The organism is Moraxella canis, assembly GCF_034424565.1.
GTDB lineage: Bacteria > Pseudomonadota > Gammaproteobacteria > Pseudomonadales > Moraxellaceae > Moraxella > Moraxella canis.
The window spans coordinates 1259120-1276794 of record NZ_CP139961.1 but is presented as its reverse complement, the minus strand read 5'-3'; the positions used below and the strand labels follow the sequence as shown (position 1 = coordinate 1276794).

Annotated in this window: 16 protein-coding genes; 6 read left to right on the top strand and 10 right to left on the bottom strand. The window is 48.5% G+C overall.

What is annotated here, in order from left to right; genetic code table 11:
• Nucleotides 1–9 precede the first annotated feature (9 nt).
• Nucleotides 10–375: a ribosome silencing factor gene (rsfS, locus tag U0021_RS05715; RefSeq protein WP_049238169.1), complete on the top strand. Its 366-nt coding sequence runs from the start codon at nucleotides 10–12 to the stop codon at nucleotides 373–375.
• Nucleotides 376–385: 10 nt separating this feature from the next.
• Here the strand turns inward: rsfS and U0021_RS05710 are convergent, their stop codons facing one another.
• Nucleotides 386–1168, bottom strand: coding sequence for an NUDIX hydrolase (locus U0021_RS05710; protein ID WP_114800905.1), 783 nt, complete (start codon nucleotides 1166–1168; stop codon nucleotides 386–388).
• 128 nt (nucleotides 1169–1296) lie between these two features.
• Here U0021_RS05710 and U0021_RS05705 point away from each other — a divergent pair, with 128 nt between their 5' ends.
• Nucleotides 1297–1872, top strand: a complete 576-nt coding sequence (locus tag U0021_RS05705; RefSeq protein ID WP_114800904.1) for an NUDIX hydrolase — start codon at nucleotides 1297–1299, stop codon at nucleotides 1870–1872.
• Nucleotides 1873–1907: 35 nt separating this feature from the next.
• On the opposite strand, the gene dtd is transcribed toward U0021_RS05705, so the two are convergent.
• The 6 genes from dtd to U0021_RS05675 all read right to left on the bottom strand — a co-directional run bounded on the left by dtd (nucleotide 1908) and on the right by U0021_RS05675 (nucleotide 6886).
• Nucleotides 1908–2360 carry a D-aminoacyl-tRNA deacylase gene (dtd, locus tag U0021_RS05700; RefSeq protein WP_114800903.1) on the bottom strand — a complete coding sequence of 151 codons (453 nt, stop codon included), beginning with the start codon at nucleotides 2358–2360 and terminating at the stop codon, nucleotides 1908–1910.
• Between the two features lie 12 nt (nucleotides 2361–2372).
• The gene (gene bioD, locus U0021_RS05695) at nucleotides 2373–3077 is read right to left on the bottom strand and encodes a dethiobiotin synthase (RefSeq protein ID WP_114800902.1); all 705 of its coding nucleotides are present in this window, start codon (nucleotides 3075–3077) and stop codon (nucleotides 2373–2375) included.
• A complete protein-coding gene (locus U0021_RS05690) occupies nucleotides 3074–3862 on the bottom strand; it encodes a methyltransferase domain-containing protein (RefSeq protein WP_114800901.1) in 789 nt (262 codons plus the stop codon). Before U0021_RS05690 ends, bioD begins: the two co-directional genes overlap by 4 nt.
• A complete protein-coding gene (locus U0021_RS05685; protein WP_114800900.1) occupies nucleotides 3859–5052 on the bottom strand; it encodes an aminotransferase class I/II-fold pyridoxal phosphate-dependent enzyme in 1194 nt (397 codons plus the stop codon). Before U0021_RS05685 ends, U0021_RS05690 begins: the two co-directional genes overlap by 4 nt.
• Nucleotides 5045–6355, bottom strand: a complete 1311-nt coding sequence (bioA, locus tag U0021_RS05680) for an adenosylmethionine--8-amino-7-oxononanoate transaminase (RefSeq protein WP_114800899.1) — start codon at nucleotides 6353–6355, stop codon at nucleotides 5045–5047. The genes U0021_RS05685 and bioA overlap by 8 nt, the downstream gene beginning before the upstream one ends.
• 105 nt (nucleotides 6356–6460) lie before the next feature.
• Complete coding sequence (locus tag U0021_RS05675; protein WP_114800898.1) at nucleotides 6461–6886, bottom strand: YbaN family protein; 426 nt, start codon at nucleotides 6884–6886, stop codon at nucleotides 6461–6463.
• Between the two features lie 169 nt (nucleotides 6887–7055).
• Here U0021_RS05675 and asd point away from each other — a divergent pair, with 169 nt between their 5' ends.
• Entirely contained in the window at nucleotides 7056–7889 is an 834-nt protein-coding gene (gene asd / locus U0021_RS05670; protein ID WP_114800897.1) for an archaetidylserine decarboxylase, read from the top strand.
• A 170-nt stretch (nucleotides 7890–8059) separates the two neighbouring features.
• Here asd and U0021_RS05665 read toward each other — a convergent pair whose 3' ends face one another.
• Entirely contained in the window at nucleotides 8060–11035 is a 2976-nt protein-coding gene (locus U0021_RS05665; protein WP_114800896.1) for a hybrid sensor histidine kinase/response regulator, read from the bottom strand.
• A 117-nt stretch (nucleotides 11036–11152) separates the two neighbouring features.
• On the opposite strand from U0021_RS05665, the gene cysM reads away from it, so the two are divergent.
• Entirely contained in the window at nucleotides 11153–12082 is a 930-nt protein-coding gene (gene cysM / locus U0021_RS05660) for a cysteine synthase CysM (protein WP_114800895.1), read from the top strand.
• A gap of 8 nt (nucleotides 12083–12090) precedes the next feature.
• Entirely contained in the window at nucleotides 12091–12864 is a 774-nt protein-coding gene (locus U0021_RS05655; RefSeq protein WP_114800894.1) for a 3'-5' exonuclease, read from the top strand.
• 45 nt (nucleotides 12865–12909) lie between these two features.
• On the opposite strand, the gene U0021_RS05650 is transcribed toward U0021_RS05655, so the two are convergent.
• Nucleotides 12910–13632, bottom strand: coding sequence for a sulfite exporter TauE/SafE family protein (locus U0021_RS05650; protein ID WP_049238145.1), 723 nt, complete (start codon nucleotides 13630–13632; stop codon nucleotides 12910–12912).
• 218 nt (nucleotides 13633–13850) lie between these two features.
• Here U0021_RS05650 and rlmD point away from each other — a divergent pair, with 218 nt between their 5' ends.
• On the top strand, nucleotides 13851–15341 hold the full coding sequence (rlmD, locus tag U0021_RS05645) for a 23S rRNA (uracil(1939)-C(5))-methyltransferase RlmD (RefSeq protein WP_114800893.1): 1491 nt from the start codon (nucleotides 13851–13853) through the stop codon (nucleotides 15339–15341).
• A gap of 52 nt (nucleotides 15342–15393) precedes the next feature.
• Here the strand turns inward: rlmD and U0021_RS05640 are convergent, their stop codons facing one another.
• Nucleotides 15394–17211 (bottom strand): DEAD/DEAH box helicase, encoded by a 1818-nt coding sequence (locus U0021_RS05640; RefSeq protein WP_114801217.1) that lies wholly within the window; start codon nucleotides 17209–17211, stop codon nucleotides 15394–15396.
• Nucleotides 17212–17675 lie beyond the last annotated feature (464 nt).

The following is a 17675-nucleotide window of genomic DNA, read 5'->3' as shown; positions in this document are numbered from 1 at the left end:
CAATCAATTATGACCACATTGAATTTAGACCAAACGCTGTCACTTGTCACCAAAACGCTTGATGACTTAAAAGCAAAAAACATCACCACCCTTGAAATCGAACATCTCACCGAAGTCGCCGAACGCATCATCATTTGTGAAGCCACCAGTAAACGCCATGTCAAAGCTTTGGCGGACAAATTGGGTGCTGCAACCAAAGAAGCGGGGCTGATGCCGCTGGGTCGCGAAGGGGATAAAGACAGCGATTGGACACTGGTGGACTTGGGCTCGGTGGTAGTACACATCATGACCCCACAAGCACGAGAATTCTATGATTTAGAAGGCTTGTGGTCATCTCCAGAAGCACTAAAAGCCTTAGTAGCCCAAAGAGACTAAGCCCGCTTAATTAGCGGTGTGCCTGCAAGTGATAATACCACTGATAGCGCACCCCATAGCCGATGTGCAGTAGATTGGCGATGATACGCCCTGTCAATCCCCACACCACTTCAGGCTTGCCAATCTGCCGATCATCGATCAGCCATGCTGGGGTGTGCAAGTGCGTGTGCCCAAGCTCAGGACGCTCAAAGCGATAGTCCATAGGCGGCGTTGTTTTTAGGTAGGTCAAATCAGCCCAAAATAACCGCTGAATTTCATCTTCGCTGGCGATTAAACTGTCCGCTGTGGCAGGCGTGATACTGGCAACGACAGGGCGCACCAATAAGCCTTTTTTGGAGATTTGCATCGGCAAAAACCCAAGCAGCGTACTGGCATCATTCACCAATCCTACCTCCTCAAATGCCTCTCGTATCGCCACCTCATAAGAAGATCGATCCGTCTCATCGCGCTTACCTCCCACCAGTGACACCTCGCCTGCATGGCTTGATAAATTACTTGCGCGGCGAGTTAATAACAGCCTTGGGCTTGGCTCGTCAGTGATGGCAACAAGCACGCAAGCATGGGGCAGCGGCTTGTCAATGAGCAGCTGCTCATAGGCTTGATTCAGCTGCTGTCTATAAGCCCCTTCAATCAGATCATTATTCTGCGTCAAAGACAAAATATCCACGCCTTGATAACCAGATAATGAGCGGCTAAGCGTAGAGAACCGATGCTCCGATGGCAGGTAGACTGCTGTTTTATCGACAAAATTTGGATCAGTATGCGCCTTAATTTGGCTTGAAAAATAGTTCATAAAGTTTGTATTTTTGGTGAAATTGGCTTAAACTGAATCAGTCACGACAATCAAAGCTATCCTTGCCAATAAGGTTTGGGTAGTATTTACTTAATTAGCCAGTTTATTATAGACCTATGCCCTACTGTATGCAATGCGGACATACCGCCACCTACACCATCCCTAAAGGCGACAGCCGTCAGCGCCTCGTCTGCCCAGCGTGTGGATTCATTCATTATGATAATCCCAAGATGATTTGTGGGGCTTTGGTGCGCCATGAGAATAAAATTTTACTGTGTCGCCGCGCCATTGAGCCTCGGCATGGCTACTGGACGCTGCCAGCAGGATTTATGGAAATTGGTGAAACGATGATGGAAGGTGCGCTGCGCGAAACCATCGAAGAAGCCGCCGCGATCGCCACCGACGCCAAGCTGTATTGCTTATTTGACATTCCGTATTTGGGGCAGATCCATGCCATGTACTTGACCAATTTATCTCGTGATGGGCGATTTGGGGTTGGCGTTGAAAGCTTAGAGTGCGCCTTGATTGATGAGCAGGATATTCCGTGGCAAGATTTGGCATTTCGCACGATTCGCTTGACGCTTGAGCGCTATCTGGCGGATAAAGCTGCGATCATCGCCCAAGGCAAGGATGCTGATGAGTTTGCCAATTATCCGATCCATCAAATCACTTTGGACGAAATTGTCGCGGACGAATTACAATAAAAGGCGCACCCCATTTTATCCCAACAGCTGCCGATTCATACTTCTAGGATAAAATTGATCGGACCGTCATTATGGGCGATCACTTGCATATGAGCGCCAAATTGACCTGTCGCCACAGGCGTATGGCGCTGTTTGGCGTACTCAACCAGCTGCTCAAACAGTAGCACCGCTTGATCGGGTGGCATCGCTGGTCCAAAGTCAGGACGGCGACCTTTGTCGGTTAGTGCCATGAGTGTAAACTGCGACACCAAAAGCAAACCGCCGCCCACATCAGCCACGCTTTTATCCATCTTGCCAAGCTTGTCTGCGTCGGTGGTATTTTCAAAGATGCGATAGCTTAATATCTTATCCACCAAGCGCTTTGCTTGCTCAAAATCATCCGACTTGCCAATACCGATATAGGCAAGTATCCCACCATCGATCTTACCGACCGCCTCCCCTTGTACTTCGACGCGCGCATGGTGCACTCGCTGTATCAATGCTTTCATGATTGCCCCTTTTTAAGAGTGTTGAAGACCAAAACTATGCTCATCCACTCTAGGTATTTCCCACCAAAGGGCGTCACTGTGGTGCGTTTTTAGATAAGCTTGTAAATACTGCTTGGTATCAGCGGCGATCACCTCATCGCTGCTGTCATCGGCTTGATTATACGCCAATGCATGCAGATGTATGCCGTAAGACTTTAGGGCGCTCAAGCTAAGCAAGGTATGATTGATGCTGCCAAGCCTGCCTGATGTCACCAAAATGACAGGGTAACCTTGGCTTTGGATGTAGTCGATGATCAAACCATCGTTGGTATCAGCCTTGAGTGGCACCATCAGACCGCCTGCACCTTCGATCAGCACAACATCATGACGCACCAATAATTGCTCAGTGCAGGCTGTGATGTGGTCGGTATCTACAGCGATGCCATCAATGCGACTTGCCAGATGCGGTGAAGCAGGATAGCTGAGCACCAGTGGCATCGTCAAGCGCGCGTCATCATCAGGCAGCATACCCACGCCCATCATTTTGCGATGCTTTTCGATGTCTTCACTGATCTTTGCATTGCCAGTTTGGATCAGTTTTTGGGTGATGACTTGCTGGTGATTATCCAAAAGCCTGCGCGCAATATAGCCTGTTACGATAGTTTTGCCGATGTCGGTATCGATACCGCTGATGAAATAAGCGCCTTGCATTTGGTGAAGATTGGGTAATGTATTCATAAAGGTGAGGTTTTTGGTTTATGAGCGACAAAAAGTAGCGGCTGATAAGTTAAAGTATAGCCGCTTTGGGTATTAAATTGTTGATACTCTTGACAAAACGTCGCCAAGCGCTGTTTTGTCCAAAAAGCTTTTTGTGAGCCTGTGGCTGTTACGCCTGTAGCCTGCAGATGGCGAAGTACTGCCATCGGAGAATCAAAAGTCAGCACGCAAGCCTGAGTCTCGATGACATCAATCACAAAGCCTGCTCGGTGCAGACGCTCACTGAGCACTTGGGGCGTATCATAACAGAGCCCCTGCCCTGTCAGCGCTCGTATTTCGTGCAAATTGCCTTGAACAAAAGTACCGACTGCCAAAAATCCACCTACCTTTAGATGCTCAAAAATTTTGGCAAACAGCACATCGGGTGGATAAATCCACTGAAATACCGATGAAGAAATCACGCCATCTAGCGCCAGCGGCAAATCAAGCGTCTGAATATCGCCGATCAGATATTCAGCACAAACACCTGTCGGCAGTGCATTGGCTTGAATGCCTGCATATAAGTCATTCAAATAAAGCTGATCCACACTAAAATGACTCAGCAAAGCATCGGTCAAAAATCCGCTACCCACCCCAATCTCAAGCAGTCTTGGGATGTTTTTATGTGTGTAAATGGTCTGTAGATGCGCAATGAGCTTGGTAGCCATATCGGCTTGGACGGTGGCGTGCTGCCGATAGCCAAGATGTGCTCGGCAAAATCGCTGGGCAACCGTCGTCAGATCGGGTGTCAAAACAGGCTGAGTCACGCCTCACCCCCAACGACTTGCTGCAGCGCTTGGATAAACCCTACCATCTCATCATCACTGATTGCTTCGGTCAAGCAGACGCGCAGGCGCGACTGACCTTTTGGTACTGTCGGCGGACGCACCGCCAACACATAATAACCTTGCTGCTTTAGGGCATCGGCTGCCTTGAGCGTGCGTGCGTTTTCTCCCAAGATCACTGGCACGATCTGACTGGCAGACGGGCAGGACAGCTGCATGGCGATCAGCGCTTGTGATAATTGATCACTCATCGCCGCCAAGCGCAATCTTGCTTGGGTCATATTGACTATTTTTTCGAGCATAAACGCCGTCCAAGCCATATTGACAGGCGCCAAAGCCGTACTAAAAATCAGCGGACGCATCGTATTAATCAAATAATCGCGCAAAATCTCATGGCAAATACAGTAGCCACCCACAGACCCCATCGCCTTACCAAAAGCACCGACAATAAAATCAATCTGCTCAATCACGCCATACTCTTCGGCGCAGCCCAATCCACGAGCGCCGCGCACACCAATGGCATGAGCCTCGTCAACATACAGTATGACTTTTTGAGATGCCGATTTTAAGCTGACAAGCTGCACCAAATCGGTCACATCACCATCCATGCTAAAGACACTCTCAGTGGCGATGACGATGCGCTCAATACGGTCATCCGCGTGATATTTTTCGATGAGATGTTTTAATTGATCAAAATTTTGGTGCTGATAGCGGACAGTTTTGGTGCCATTTTGGGCAGCCAGTCGCATCCCATCAATGATACTGGCATGAACCAATTTATCCGCCAAAATCACCGTCTTGGTGTCACAAATGGCAGGCAAAATGCCGATATTGGTATGATAGCCGCTATTAAACAGCAGGCATGGGCGACCAAACAGCGATGCCATCTGAGCCTCCAAGCGCTCAAAACTGTCAAAATTCCCTGTCAACAGCCTCGATGAAGACGACCCAAACGGCTGACGCTGCTCATGCAAAACATCCAAAAATTCCTCATAAAGCTGCCGATCTTGAGCAATGCCTAAGTAATCATTGCTCGCTAAATTGAGTAAAGGCTTGCCGTCATTAACACAAATAAAGCGCCCGCGGTGTTGCAGTGCTTGAAATTGGCGGTGGTTATGGCAAGATTTTAGGGCAGACAGTTTATCGGCATAATGATTTAATAACTCACTCATCGCACGCCTCGGCACTGTCTTTGGGCGTGGGCGCAAGTGTGGTGCGCACCAAGTCTGCCACCTCATCAAGCAAAGCTGCAAGCTCATCATCACTGATAATAAATGGCGGCATCAAATACACCAGCCGCCCAAATGGTCGAATCCAAATTCCGCGCGCCACACATTCGCGTTGAATGGTCGGCATATCAACCAGGTGACGCATCTCAATCACCGCAATCGCGCCCAAAATACGCACATCTTGGACATACCAAAGGCTCTTAAGATCGCCAAACGCCGTGCGGCAAGCCTGAGCGATACGCTCAACATGATGCTGCCACGGGCTTTGTAATAACAGCCGAGTGCTTGCCAAAGCCGTCGCGCACGCCAAAGGATTTGCCATAAATGTCGGACCGTGCATGAACACGCCAGCTTCGCCCTCGCTGATGGTATGTGCAACCTGAGCGGTCGTCAGCACTGCCGACAGCGTCAGATAGCCGCCTGTCAGCGCCTTACCCAAGCACATAATATCAGGCACAACATCAGCATGCTCGCAAGCAAACAGCTTACCTGTGCGCCCAAATCCTGTGGCGATCTCATCAAAAATTAATAACACACCATAGTGATCGCACAATTTGCGCAGATGTTTTAAATAATTGACATGATAAAAGCGCATACCGCCTGCACCCTGAACGACAGGCTCAATAATAAACGCCGCCAAATGCTCATGGTGCTTTTCAAATGCCGATCGAATGCCGTCCATCGCTGCCTCATCCCAAGGCTCATCCATGCCAATGGTAGGCGCCTCAACAAAAATACGGCTTGGCAGCGCATTTCCAAAAATCTGATGCATGCCCGTCACAGGGTCGCAAACACTCATGGCATTCCAGGTATCGCCATGATAGCCTGAACGAGTGGTCATGATATTGTGCTTCGCAGGCTTGCCTAAGGCGTGTTGGTATTGGATCGCCATTTTTAGCGCCACCTCAACCGCCACCGAACCTGAATCAGCATAAAAGATATGCTCAAGGGGTTTTGGGGTGATGTCAAGTAGCACTTTGCCAAGCTCAATGGCAGGCTGATGGGTCAGCCCCCCAAACATAATATGAGACATTTTGGTGAGCTGATCGGTGATGGCGTCATTTAAGACAGGATGATTATAACCGTGAATCGCACACCACCACGACGACATGCCATCAATGAGCACCGTACCATCCATCAGATGAATACAGCAGCCCTCAGCACGCTCAACCGGGAGCGCCGGCAAAGGGCGTGTCATAGAAGTATAAGGGTGCCACAGGTGTTGGGTATCAAATGCGTCAATCATCAGCCAACTCTTTCGTCAAATATGGCTTATCATAACGAATTTAGACAAAAAATGATAGGGCTTGAAGGCGTTAGAGTGATCGCTTAGGTAAGGCACGCTAAATCATCATGCGTCAGGTAGCCTTGCCATCCAAACGCCCACAGCAAGACAAAAAATCGCCACAAGCCAAGCCACCCAAAGCCATTGACTTGACAGCTGCAAAAAAAGCGCCACCGTTGATACAGTCATCATCAGCCAAGCCAAATATTTGGCAAATCTTGGCATGGCGCGGCGAGTCTGCCAATCAACAATCATCGGTCCAAAAATACGGTGCGCCAACAGCCATGCATAAAACCGACGCGAACTTTTTGCCCAAAAATAAGCACAAAGCAGAATAAATACCGTCGTTGGCATACCTGGCACCACCACACCAATCAACCCCAAAATCAAGCACACCAAACCCAACACAAAAAACAGTGCGCGCATAAGACTGCTTTGGTGAATGGGCTGATCAGGCGATGAGGTCATGGCTTTGGGAGTTGGGTGGTTCATGATAGCGCATTATAGCGCATTGTCCTATAAGTTTACATTTGAAAATATAAATCATTCTCATTATAGCAGTTGATTGTCACAACCAATGCTGCCGCTTTTTCAGAACTTAAACGGTTTTTGATCAGGCTTTGTGCTAAAATAAAAAATATTTATATTCTTAGGCGGTCTTATGAATCCTTTTGCACTCATCCAAAATCTCGTTCCGCAGCAAGCATTGAGCGAATTTGCAGGCAATTTAGCGGCGAGCGAAAATAAGTATGTTAAAAAAGCGCTCATTCAAGCTTTTGCCAAGGCGTATGACATTGAACTGGATGACTATGCGCGCGGTCGGTTGAATGACTATGACAGTTTTAATGATTTTTTTACGCGCGAACTAAAACAAGGCGTGCGCCCCATTGATGATCAAAAAAACCATCTCATCTGCCCTGCTGATGGCACCATTTCGCAAGTTGGTCATATCCGTCATGGGGCGATTTTGCAAGCCAAAGGTCGGGATTATGATGTCGGTCAGCTACTGGCTGATTATGATGATGGTCAGTATTTTATGGACGGCAGTTTTGCGACGATTTATTTGGCGCCAAGCAACTATCACCGCGTCCATATGCCATTTGATGGCAAATTGGTGGCGACGCGCTATGTGCCAGGGACGCTGTTTTCGGTGAATAATACTACCGCAGAGCATGTCCCTGATCTGTTTGCTCGTAATGAGCGCTTGGTGTGCTTATTTGATACCAATTTTGGGCGCGCGGCTGTGGTGCTGGTTGGGGCGATGATCGTGGCAGGCATTGAGTCGGTCGCAACAGGCAAAATCCGCCGCACACCATACATTCAGCATCGTAAACATGATTTGGCACTGGCTAAGGGCGATGAACTTGGGCGCTTTTATTTGGGCTCAACTGCCATCGTGTTGTTACCGCAATCAGCAAATAATGACTGGCTTGCACACATCAGCCACGGCGAAAAAGTCATGATGGGGCAAGCGATTGGGAACATAGCGCAATGATTTTTTGACTCATTCGTCATTAGGGCAGTGGTGTACGGCACTTAGTTTTAAAAAGTCATTTAAGCGCTTGCCCGCCAGATTAAGCCTGGTCTTCTATAATGACCTAAAAATGATCAAAACCAACTTGATGCTAGCCACAAGTTGGTTTTAGTATTTATTGATATGCGCGGCTATTGTGTTATCTCAACATCGGCAGGTACGATCTTGGATAAATCCACCGCTTGCAGCGCATCAAGTGCATCAATCAAAGCGCGATAAGTTGGGCGCATGGCGATGAATTGACTGGCGCTGACCGCGCTAAGATCACGCCGACATTCTGATTCAAACCGCTCTGATACCGCTCGCAATCTTGGCACGCCTGCATAGCGCGCCGCCCCGACCATGCGATGGCTGATGTCTGCCAGACTCTGCCTGTCGCGATCCGCCCAAGCACGCTCAATCGCTTGCCGCTCGCCATCGGCGCTGTCAATGATCATCTCAAGCAGTTTATAAGCCAGTTTGGGCTTATTGGCTGAACGCTCAAGCGCATCTTGCCAATCCACATCAATCAGCCCATCTGCCGCATCGCTTGGCTGATCGGCGACATCGACCACAGGTAGCGACTCAAACACAGCGCTGACATCAAGATCATCAGCTGACTCACCGCTGCGACCAAGCCACTTTTGCAGCGTCTGCACCAGTTGCATCTCTCCGATGGGCTTGCTGACATAATCATTCAGCCCTGCTGCAACCAACCGATCTTTTTCATCCGACAGACCGTGCGCTGTGAGTGCCACGATTGGCACAGGCTCTACCAGATGCGTCTCTTCAATTTTACGGATCTCAATGGAAGCTTCTAGCCCTGACATTCTGGGCATTTGAACATCCATAAAAATCATATCAATCGGGGGTATGGCGCCTGTGATGCTTTGAGTCATTTTTTCTATGGCGTCAAATCCGCTGTTGGCTGTCACCACTTCAACACCCAACTCCCCAAGCAGCGCATCCAACACCAAAAGGTTTGGTAAATGATCATCCACCGCCAAGATACGCCGCCCCACAAATTTGGCTTGGCGTGATGACTGCATCGTCATGATGTTTTGCTGATTTGACAGCATGGCGTACAGCTGCCTTTTGTCCATCGGCTCGTGCAAGGCATGGGTTTGATAGCGTGAGATGAGCTGCTCATTGATACCCACTTGATAACCAAAACTGGCAAGCTTACCCTGATAACGCAAGCGAATTTGGCGTAAAATGGCGCCGACATCATCCTTGGCGGCATCTTGACCAAAATTATCTACGATAACCCAGTCATATTCCGTGTCTTTTTTATCAAGTTTTTCTAATAAGTCTGCAAGACCGATGGCGATCGTTAATTGCACTTTGGTGCCCATCAAACTGGCTCTGAGCACTTGCAGTGCTGGTGCATGGTTAATCCACACCAATAGATGCATGGGCAGGTTTAAGGTTTCAGGAATCTGAATCGATGCCTCATCAAATGACGCTTCATGCACACCTGTGGGCATCTCAAACCAAAATGTCGCACCAGCATTTGCGATATTTTCGCTGCGATTATCAAAAAATCCAATCGCCCCACCCATCAGATGCGTCAGCTGCTTTGAGATGACCAAGCCCAAGCCTGTGCCGCCATAGCGCCGCGTTACACTCAGATCACCCTGACCAAAGCTTTGAAAGAGCTGAGCTTTATCGCTTTCACTGACGCCTTTACCTGTATCTTCAACTTCGATGCGCAGATAGCCTGATTGATCTGCTAAGCTTGCGCGGACGACCACCCCACCTGTATCCGTGAATTTAATGGCATTGCCGACTAAGTTTGTTAGAATTTGCTTAACTCTTAGACTATCTCCGACCACGCGCGTTGGCACATCATCATAATACAAAACCGCCAAACGCAGCCGCTTCTCAAGTGCTGCAGGTGAGAGCATATCGACCACATCGTACACCGCCGCATACAGATCAAAATCATGACTGTCCAAGATCAGCTTACCCGCTTCCATCTTAGAAAAGTCAAGCACATCATTAACCAGTGCTAATAAATGCGCGGATGATTTTTTGATGGTTTGTACATATAGGTTTTGTTCGCCCGTCAGCTCGCCTTTGCGCGCAAGCAAATTGATAAAGCCATCAATGCTATTCAAGGGCGTGCGAAGCTCATGGCTGATATTCGCCAAAAATGCGGATTTGGCTTGACTGGCTGAAATCGCTGCATCACGGGCATTGCGGATAGAGATGTTTTGCATCTCCATCTCATCAAACGCTTGCTGCAAGTCGCGTTCGGTCTCGTCGGCATGATTTTTAAGCTCGGTAAAACTGGCATGCAGCCGCCGAACCGCACGCGCAAAATCATCTCGCAGCAGGGCAAACTCGCCGTTGGTTCTGAGCTGAGGCACGCGCGATAAATTGTCGGTATTGAGCCTTTGTAGGTACAGACGCATCTCATACAGCGGCGCGATCCAGCGCTTAGAATATATATTTAAAATCAAAAGCAGTAATAAAATGGTCGTCAAGCCAATGATGGTGAGCGCCAGCGCCACCCGATACGAGGTAATGGTCAGCGGCGTATTATCCATATCAACCACAAGCCAGTAGCGCTCGTTATCAAATATAAACGACTTGCCATAGGCAGTGCCTACAGCGGTAGGCACACGGTAGATTTGTTCGGCTTGTAAATCAAAATCCCCCCACGACAAATCCGTCTGCATCCCCGTACTAAACAGCACTCGCCCAATGCCATCCATCACCGCAACCCGAAGCACATGCTGATTACGCGACTGCTGAAGCTGCACAAACCAATTTTCATTAAAAAACCGCGAGTCATCTTCATTGCTGCGAATGATCACACCATTTAGGGCAGGGGCGTCGTGTGGGGCGATGGCGCTTAGAATCTCATCTTCATTCATCTGAGCCACGCGCTCATCCATGCGACTTTGGCGATGCTGAATGTCAGTCAATAAAGGGCGCACCATGGCATCATAGCGCACCAAAGCCGCTTGCGCCATCGTGTCTTGCTCAGCAAGAATGGCACGGCGTATCTCGCTCATCACCAAATACGACCCCACAAATGCCAATACGACGATTGGCAAGAACACCAACAAAATCAGCTGCCCATAAGCGCTTTTTATGCCAAATGCTTTATTTACCTGCATGGATGATCACCCCAAGATTTTGTAGCACTATACCAAAAACCTTACCATAAGTACACCAAACCCCGTCGAACAATGCTGATGGCGTGGTTTTAATTATGCTATAATTTGGCATAATCAATGATTCATGAGACACCCAAAATGACCAAAGATTTTATCCATCAAACCACCACACTCTCCGACTGCGTGGGCAACACCCCGCTTGTCAAACTCAATACACTTGCCAAAGACACCCAATCTGTGCTACTTGCCAAACTTGAGGGCAATAATCCAGCAGGCTCGGTCAAGGATCGCCCTGCTTTTAATATGATTTATCAAGCTGAAATGCGTGGACAAATCACGCCAGGTGATACACTCATCGAAGCCACCAGTGGCAATACCGGCATTGCTTTGGCGATGGTTGCAGCGATGCGCGGCTATCAGATGACGCTGCTGATGCCTGCCAATTCTACCCAAGAGCGTAAAGACGCCATGGCAGCTTATGGCGCAACACTCATCGAAGTGGCTGACGGCATGGAAGCGGCGCGAGATATGGCGTTAAAGATGCAGGCTGACGGTCAGGGCATTGTGCTTGATCAATTTAATAATACTGATAATAAACAAGCGCACTATCTGACCACAGGTCCAGAGCTTTGGCAGCAAACTGACGGTAAAATCACGCATTTTGTGAGCAGTATGGGTACGACAGGCACCATCATGGGTGTCAGCCAATATCTCAAAGAACAAAATCCAGCCATTCAAGTCATTGGACTTCAGCCAGATGAACATTCATCCATCGCCGGCATTCGCCGCTGGCCGGCTGAATATTTGCCAGGGATTTTCGATGCCTCTTTGGTCGATACGATTATGGATGTCAGCCAAGCCGATGCCGAGCGTTATATGCGCAAACTGGCGCGCGAAGAGGGGATTTTTTGTGGGGTATCCTCTGGCGGTGCGGCGTGGGCAGCCCACCAAATTGCCAAAAACGCACCTGAGGCGGTCATCGCCTTCATTGTCTGCGACCGCGGCGACCGCTATTTATCCACTGGGTTATTTGGTGTTATTGACTAAGGTTTGGTATGATTTCTACTCCTATTTTGGTTTTTGATATTGAGACCATTCCTGATATTGACAGCGGTAAGCGGCTGTATCCAAATTTGCGCACCTTAAATGATGCTGATGCCTTGAGCGCACTCATCGCCCTGCGCCAAGCAGAAGCAGGCACAGAATTTATGCGCCTACCTTTACATAAAATTGCTTGCTTATCATTTTTATGGTTTGATGGCGATCATTTTCATCTAAAATCATTGACGCTACAGACGATGGATGAGCGTCAGATTTTGGTCAATTTTTTTAGAGCCTTTGACAAAAAGCCCACGCTCGTCAGCTGGAATGGCTTAAACTTTGATTTGCCTGTCGTCATGTACCGGGCCATGCATCATCAGCTGTCAGCGCCTGCGCTGTTTAACAGCGCCCAAAAACCAGATTATTTATATCGCTATGGTGAGATGCACATTGATTTGATGGACAAAACTTCCCTATATCATCACCAACAAAAGCAGTCGCTTGACACCGTGGCAAGCCTGTGTGGTTTTGCTGGCAAAGGCGATATCGACGGTGCTCAGGTTCTACCGATGGTGCAGGCATCTGAGTGGCAAAAACTGGGGACTTATTGTGAATCTGATGTGCTCAATACTTGGCTGATTTATTTAAGATGGCTGACTTTGACAGGCAAATCTTCTGCCGATGAATGTCAAATGCTCATCGACAAAACCGACCAATTTATACAAACCTTGACCAATTCAGATGGCAAACTGCGCCATCAAAGCTTTTTGGATGCTTGGGTGCGCTAGGAGTTAGCTGTTTTTGGTTTTAAGATTGTCGTTGATATCAAGCAATCAGCCCATTTTCACGATAAATCGGATGATGATCTGCACAGCAATGAGCGTCAAAATCCAAGGAATGGCTGTTTTTAGCCACGGCATGGGCAAGCGCTTGCGCAATTTGACGCCCAGCCAAGACCCTGCTGTCGCTGATACCGCCAAAATGGCAATGATCTGCCAGTATTCCATAAACACAAAACCAAGCATCACATAGGCGATGATTTTGAAAGTATGAAAAAAGGTCATCATCATCGAGGCGACCGTCACGACCGTGTGCGTATCTTCGTATTTTTTGGTCAATAGTGGCATGTGTAAAGGTCCTGGACTGCCCACAAACATGCCTACGCCCACTTGAATAAAACCAATCAAATAAAAATTTTCACGGTGTTTGAGCCAATGATTGACTGGACGCACCCATAAAGTTATCAAAATATACGCTGCGATAAATAAAGGCACCCACTCAAGATTGATAAATCGCACAACAAGCCAAAATGCCGCCACGCCTGCCAGCGCACCGACCACATAAGGCGGAATGTATCGCCAATCCATCTGTTCCCGCCCAAACCAAGTGCGACTGGCGTTGCTTGCCAGCTGTGCGGTGGCGTGCACAGGCACAATCACCGCCGCCGGTAAAAATAAAGGCAACAGCCCCACCAAAATCATCCCACCGCCCATGCCTGCGATACCCGACATCACCGAAGTCAGCAGACTGGCCAGTGCAAGCAGCATCTCATTCATGGGGCATTCCTTGAGTGTTGATAAAAGATGGGATCATTATAACCGCTGATCGTCCTTTTCCCAATCAAATTCACAGCCAAAGCGCGCTATGGTATAATATGCGTTTAACTAAAGTTTATCATGGCTTAGCTTGGTGCTTATGATTGAATCATTTTGCCAAAATCGCTTTCATGATAACCCAAGTCCAATACCCATCTAACGACAGGCATATTTTTCATATGACAGCGCATTCACTCATCGCAAGTCCCAGCAAAAAAGGCAAACCCACCGCTCGCGCGCGCAAGCGTTTGGCGGATGCGCCGCCCCTAGAATTTCATATCACAAACTTAGCGCACGATGGGCGCGGGGTGGCGGTGTATGATGCCGATAACACCGCTCATAATCCCGATAAAGCAGGCAAAAAAGTCTTTGTCAGCTTTGCTTTGCCGGGCGAAACTGTCTTGGTGAAGATGACCAATTCTAAGAAGAATTTTGAAGAAGGCGATGCCTTACAAGTCATCACTCATCCCCACCCCCAGCGCCAAACGCCGCCTTGCCCGCATTTTGGGGTGTGTGGCGGATGCAGCCTGCAGCACTGGCAAGCAGATGCGCAGATCGCCTTTAAGCAGTCCGTACTCAAAGAGCTGCTCATACACCAAGCAGGCGTAGAGCCTGATGAGTGGCTTGAGCCTTTGGTTGGTGACCGTCTTGGCTATCGCACTAAGGCGCGCATGGGTGTTCGCTATGTCGCCAAAAAAGACTCGGCACTGGTGGGCTTTCGCGAACGCGCCAGCAATTTTTTGGCAGAGCTTCATGAGTGCCATATCTTAGATGAGCGTATCGGCTTTGAGATTGAAAATTTAAAAGTGCTTATCACCAGTCTGAATGCACGCGACAGCATCCCACAGCTTGAGGTTGCGATGGGGCAGACGCTGTCGCACGTGCCTGACAGTGCCAAGTCAGTTGCGGTCATCGTGCGTCATATGGTCGAGCTTGATGATGAAGATTTGGCTAAGCTGCGCCAATTTTTTGCAGCTCGTAACTGGCAGCTGTTCTTACAGCCAAAAGGGGCGGACAGCGTGCATCGCATCGATACCGAAGGCGCGCGCCCAACTTCGCTGACTGTGCCACCTACAGGCGGTTTGTTTTATCACTTGCCAAATTTTGATTTGACTTATGAATTCTCGCCTTTGGATTTTACGCAAGTCAATCTTTCTGTTAATCAAAAAATGATGGATGTGGCAAGTAAGCTTTTAAATCTACAAAAAGGCGAGCGTGTACTGGATTTATTCTGCGGTTTGGGGAATTTTAGTTTGGCTTTGGCAAGACAAGTTGGCGAAAGCGGCTTTGTGGTGGGTGTTGAGGGCAGTCAAGAGATGACCGAGCGCGCCAAAATGAACGCGGCAGCCAACGGCATCGCCCATACCGAATTTTATGCCAAAGATTTGACCCAAGATTTGAGCGATCAGCCGTGGGCGACGGGTGATAATCGCTTTGATGCGCTGTTGATCGACCCACCGCGCTCGGGTGCTTGGGAAGTCATGGCATACTTACCCAAATTCAATGCCAAGCGTATTGTCTATGTATCGTGCAATCCTGTCACGCTAGCGCGAGATACCAAAGCGCTCATAGAGGCCGGCTATCGGCTGACACACGCTGGCGTGATGGACATGTTTAGCCATACAGGTCATGTCGAGAGTATCGCGCGCTTTGAGCGCAGTGACGCTTAAGCCAAAAAACACCCTCAAAGATATCTTTGAGGGTGTTTTTTAGAGTTAAGGATTAAAAGTCGCCAAATCTGCGCTTGGCTTTTTTGTCTTGGCGCTTGGCAAAAAACACTTCTTCAACCGCCTTTGGACGAGATTTGCCACCAAATTTATCAAATCCTGTATTTGGCTTGGCTTTATCACCAAAGGCTTTGCTGCGTCTTGGGCGATCAAAGTCAGCTTGTGTGCCAAATTTGGCAGGCTTATCAGATCGAGTATCGCGGCGATCGTTGTCGCGGCGGTCAAAATGACGCAGACGATCTTCTTTGTCTTGGCGGCTCATGCCATCGGCTTGATAATAACCTTGTCTATTTTTATCAAAACGGCGATCAGAGCGAGTCTCAAAACGGCTGTCGCGGCGCTCACGATTTTCATGATTTTCGCGACGACTAAAGCTGCGTTCACGATCCTCAAAGCGTCCTTTACGGTTGTCAAATTGATCAGCTCTTGACTCATGACGCGGCTCACTACGACCCTCGAAACGCTCACGCTTGCCCTCAAATGGGCGCTCATGGCGATGTTCGTGGCGAGTACGACCACCAAATTTATTGTCAGTGCGATCAAAGTTTTGTCGTCCTTCTTGACGCGTACGACCTTGAGGCTTACCACGACCACGGCGACGCTCTTGTGATTGAGCACCAAAATTACGGCGCGGCTCTAGACCTTCGATGGTCGCAACGCTCATCTGACGCTTCAGATAGCGGTTGATGTGCTCAAGCTGACGATTGTCATCAAGACTACATAAGTTCACCGCCACGCCAGTACGGCCTGCTCGGCCACAGCGGCCAATACGGTGCACATAATCTTCAACTTGACGTGGTAAGTCATAATTCACCACATGGCTGATCGCCGAAATATCAATGCCTCGCGCGGCAACATCGGTGGCGACAAGCAGATCACATTTGCCTGATTTCATGTCGCTTACGATGCGATTACGCTTGCCTTGTGGCAAATCACCGTGCAAATAGCGTGCCTTATGGCCTGCTTCGACAAGCTGCGCTGCCAATTTTTCTGTGGACATTTTTGTTGCCGCAAAGATCACTGCTTGCTTAATTTCAGGGTTATTTAATACCTCAAGCAAGATTTTGTTTTTGTGGTTAAAATCATCACAATAATACACACTTTCATCGATGTGCGCCGACTCCACCTTGATGGCGACTTTTTCAGGGTTGACCGTGAAGCTTTCGGCGATTTTGCCGACTGCGCCATCCCAAGTGGCCGAAGACATCACCGTTTGGCGTGTCTCAGGGGTATTTTGCAGGATTTCTTTGATATCATCTGCAAATCCCATGTCAAGCATACGATCAGCTTCATCCAAAATCAGCATGTCTAATTTTGATAAATCCACGCGGCCTTCGCGCATGTGGTCAATCAAGCGACCTGGCGTTGCGATGATGACTTGCACGCCTTTTTTTAGGGCGCGCAGCTGACCGCCATAAGGCGCGCCGCCTACCAAAGGCACGCTAAACATATTGCGCATACCATCACCATAGCGTCGAACGCTGTCTTGAACTTGCAGTGCCAGCTCACGCGTTGGCGTTAAGATGAGCGCTTGTACATGCTTTTCGATGGTTGGCTTGCGGCTCATTTTATCCAAAACAGGCAAAACAAACGCCGCCGTCTTGCCAGAGCCAGTTTGAGCTGACAAAAGCAAATCACGACCATTTAGAGCGTGCGGAATGGCTTGGGCTTGGATGGGCGTAGGTGTGGTATAGCCACTTCTTGCCAGTGCTTTTAAGATGGGTTTATTCAGTCCTAAATCACTGAACTGTAGCACAAAATTTTCGGTGGTGCCGTCAGTGGTTTGGGCAGTTTGGGTGGTTGACTCGGTCATAATTATCTCAACTGATACGCCCCACTGATGAGCCAATGCAATTGTGTTTATTGAATAAAAAACACAGACCGCCGAAGTCGCCAAGCCGATGGGCTTAAGCCTTGGGTCTTATCAATGGCATTTTGAATGTGGTGGCAGGTTTGTCGCTGTTGCTTGACTACTCAAAAAAGGGCTGATCCCCAAGTCTTACAAGCCAAAATCATCGCGACAGTAAATTAAGATAATCAATCAAAAGCTGATTGTATTGAACTTATCAAAAACTGATAAAAATCTAGAATGATCGGGAAATCCCGCATCAATATCGGTGCGATGTCATCAAATAGCGAGTGTGAACGATTCACGAAAGATGAGAGTATAGCATACATTTTGGGCAAATGCTCGTTTTATTTCATCAAAATTCAACATATCCCGTTTATGATATACAGCCGTAGATTTGCGTCGATATGGATGCGGTCGGCTTATCT

Bases quoted from the DNA above. Each gene is read 5' to 3' on its own strand.
- bioD (WP_114800902.1), bottom strand. From the start codon at position 3,077: ATGAATACATTACCCAATCTTCACCAAATGCAAGGCGCTTATTTCATC.
- bioA (WP_114800899.1), bottom strand. From the start codon at position 6,355: ATGATTGACGCATTTGATACCCAACACCTGTGGCACCCTTATACTTCT.
- U0021_RS05665 (WP_114800896.1), bottom strand. From the start codon at position 11,035: ATGCAGGTAAATAAAGCATTTGGCATAAAAAGCGCTTATGGGCAGCTG.
- U0021_RS05655 (WP_114800894.1), top strand. From the start codon at position 12,091: ATGATTTCTACTCCTATTTTGGTTTTTGATATTGAGACCATTCCTGAT.
- U0021_RS05705 (WP_114800904.1), top strand. From the start codon at position 1,297: ATGCAATGCGGACATACCGCCACCTACACCATCCCTAAAGGCGACAGC.
- U0021_RS05675 (WP_114800898.1), bottom strand. From the start codon at position 6,886: ATGAACCACCCAACTCCCAAAGCCATGACCTCATCGCCTGATCAGCCC.
- cysM (WP_114800895.1), top strand. From the start codon at position 11,153: ATGATTCATGAGACACCCAAAATGACCAAAGATTTTATCCATCAAACC.
- asd (WP_114800897.1), top strand. From the start codon at position 7,056: ATGAATCCTTTTGCACTCATCCAAAATCTCGTTCCGCAGCAAGCATTG.
- U0021_RS05650 (WP_049238145.1), bottom strand. From the start codon at position 13,632: ATGAATGAGATGCTGCTTGCACTGGCCAGTCTGCTGACTTCGGTGATG.
- dtd (WP_114800903.1), bottom strand. From the start codon at position 2,360: ATGAAAGCATTGATACAGCGAGTGCACCATGCGCGCGTCGAAGTACAA.
- rlmD (WP_114800893.1), top strand. From the start codon at position 13,851: ATGACAGCGCATTCACTCATCGCAAGTCCCAGCAAAAAAGGCAAACCC.
- U0021_RS05685 (WP_114800900.1), bottom strand. From the start codon at position 5,052: ATGAGTGAGTTATTAAATCATTATGCCGATAAACTGTCTGCCCTAAAA.
- U0021_RS05710 (WP_114800905.1), bottom strand. From the start codon at position 1,168: ATGAACTATTTTTCAAGCCAAATTAAGGCGCATACTGATCCAAATTTT.
- rsfS (WP_049238169.1), top strand. From the start codon at position 10: ATGACCACATTGAATTTAGACCAAACGCTGTCACTTGTCACCAAAACG.
- U0021_RS05640 (WP_114801217.1), bottom strand. From the start codon at position 17,211: ATGACCGAGTCAACCACCCAAACTGCCCAAACCACTGACGGCACCACC.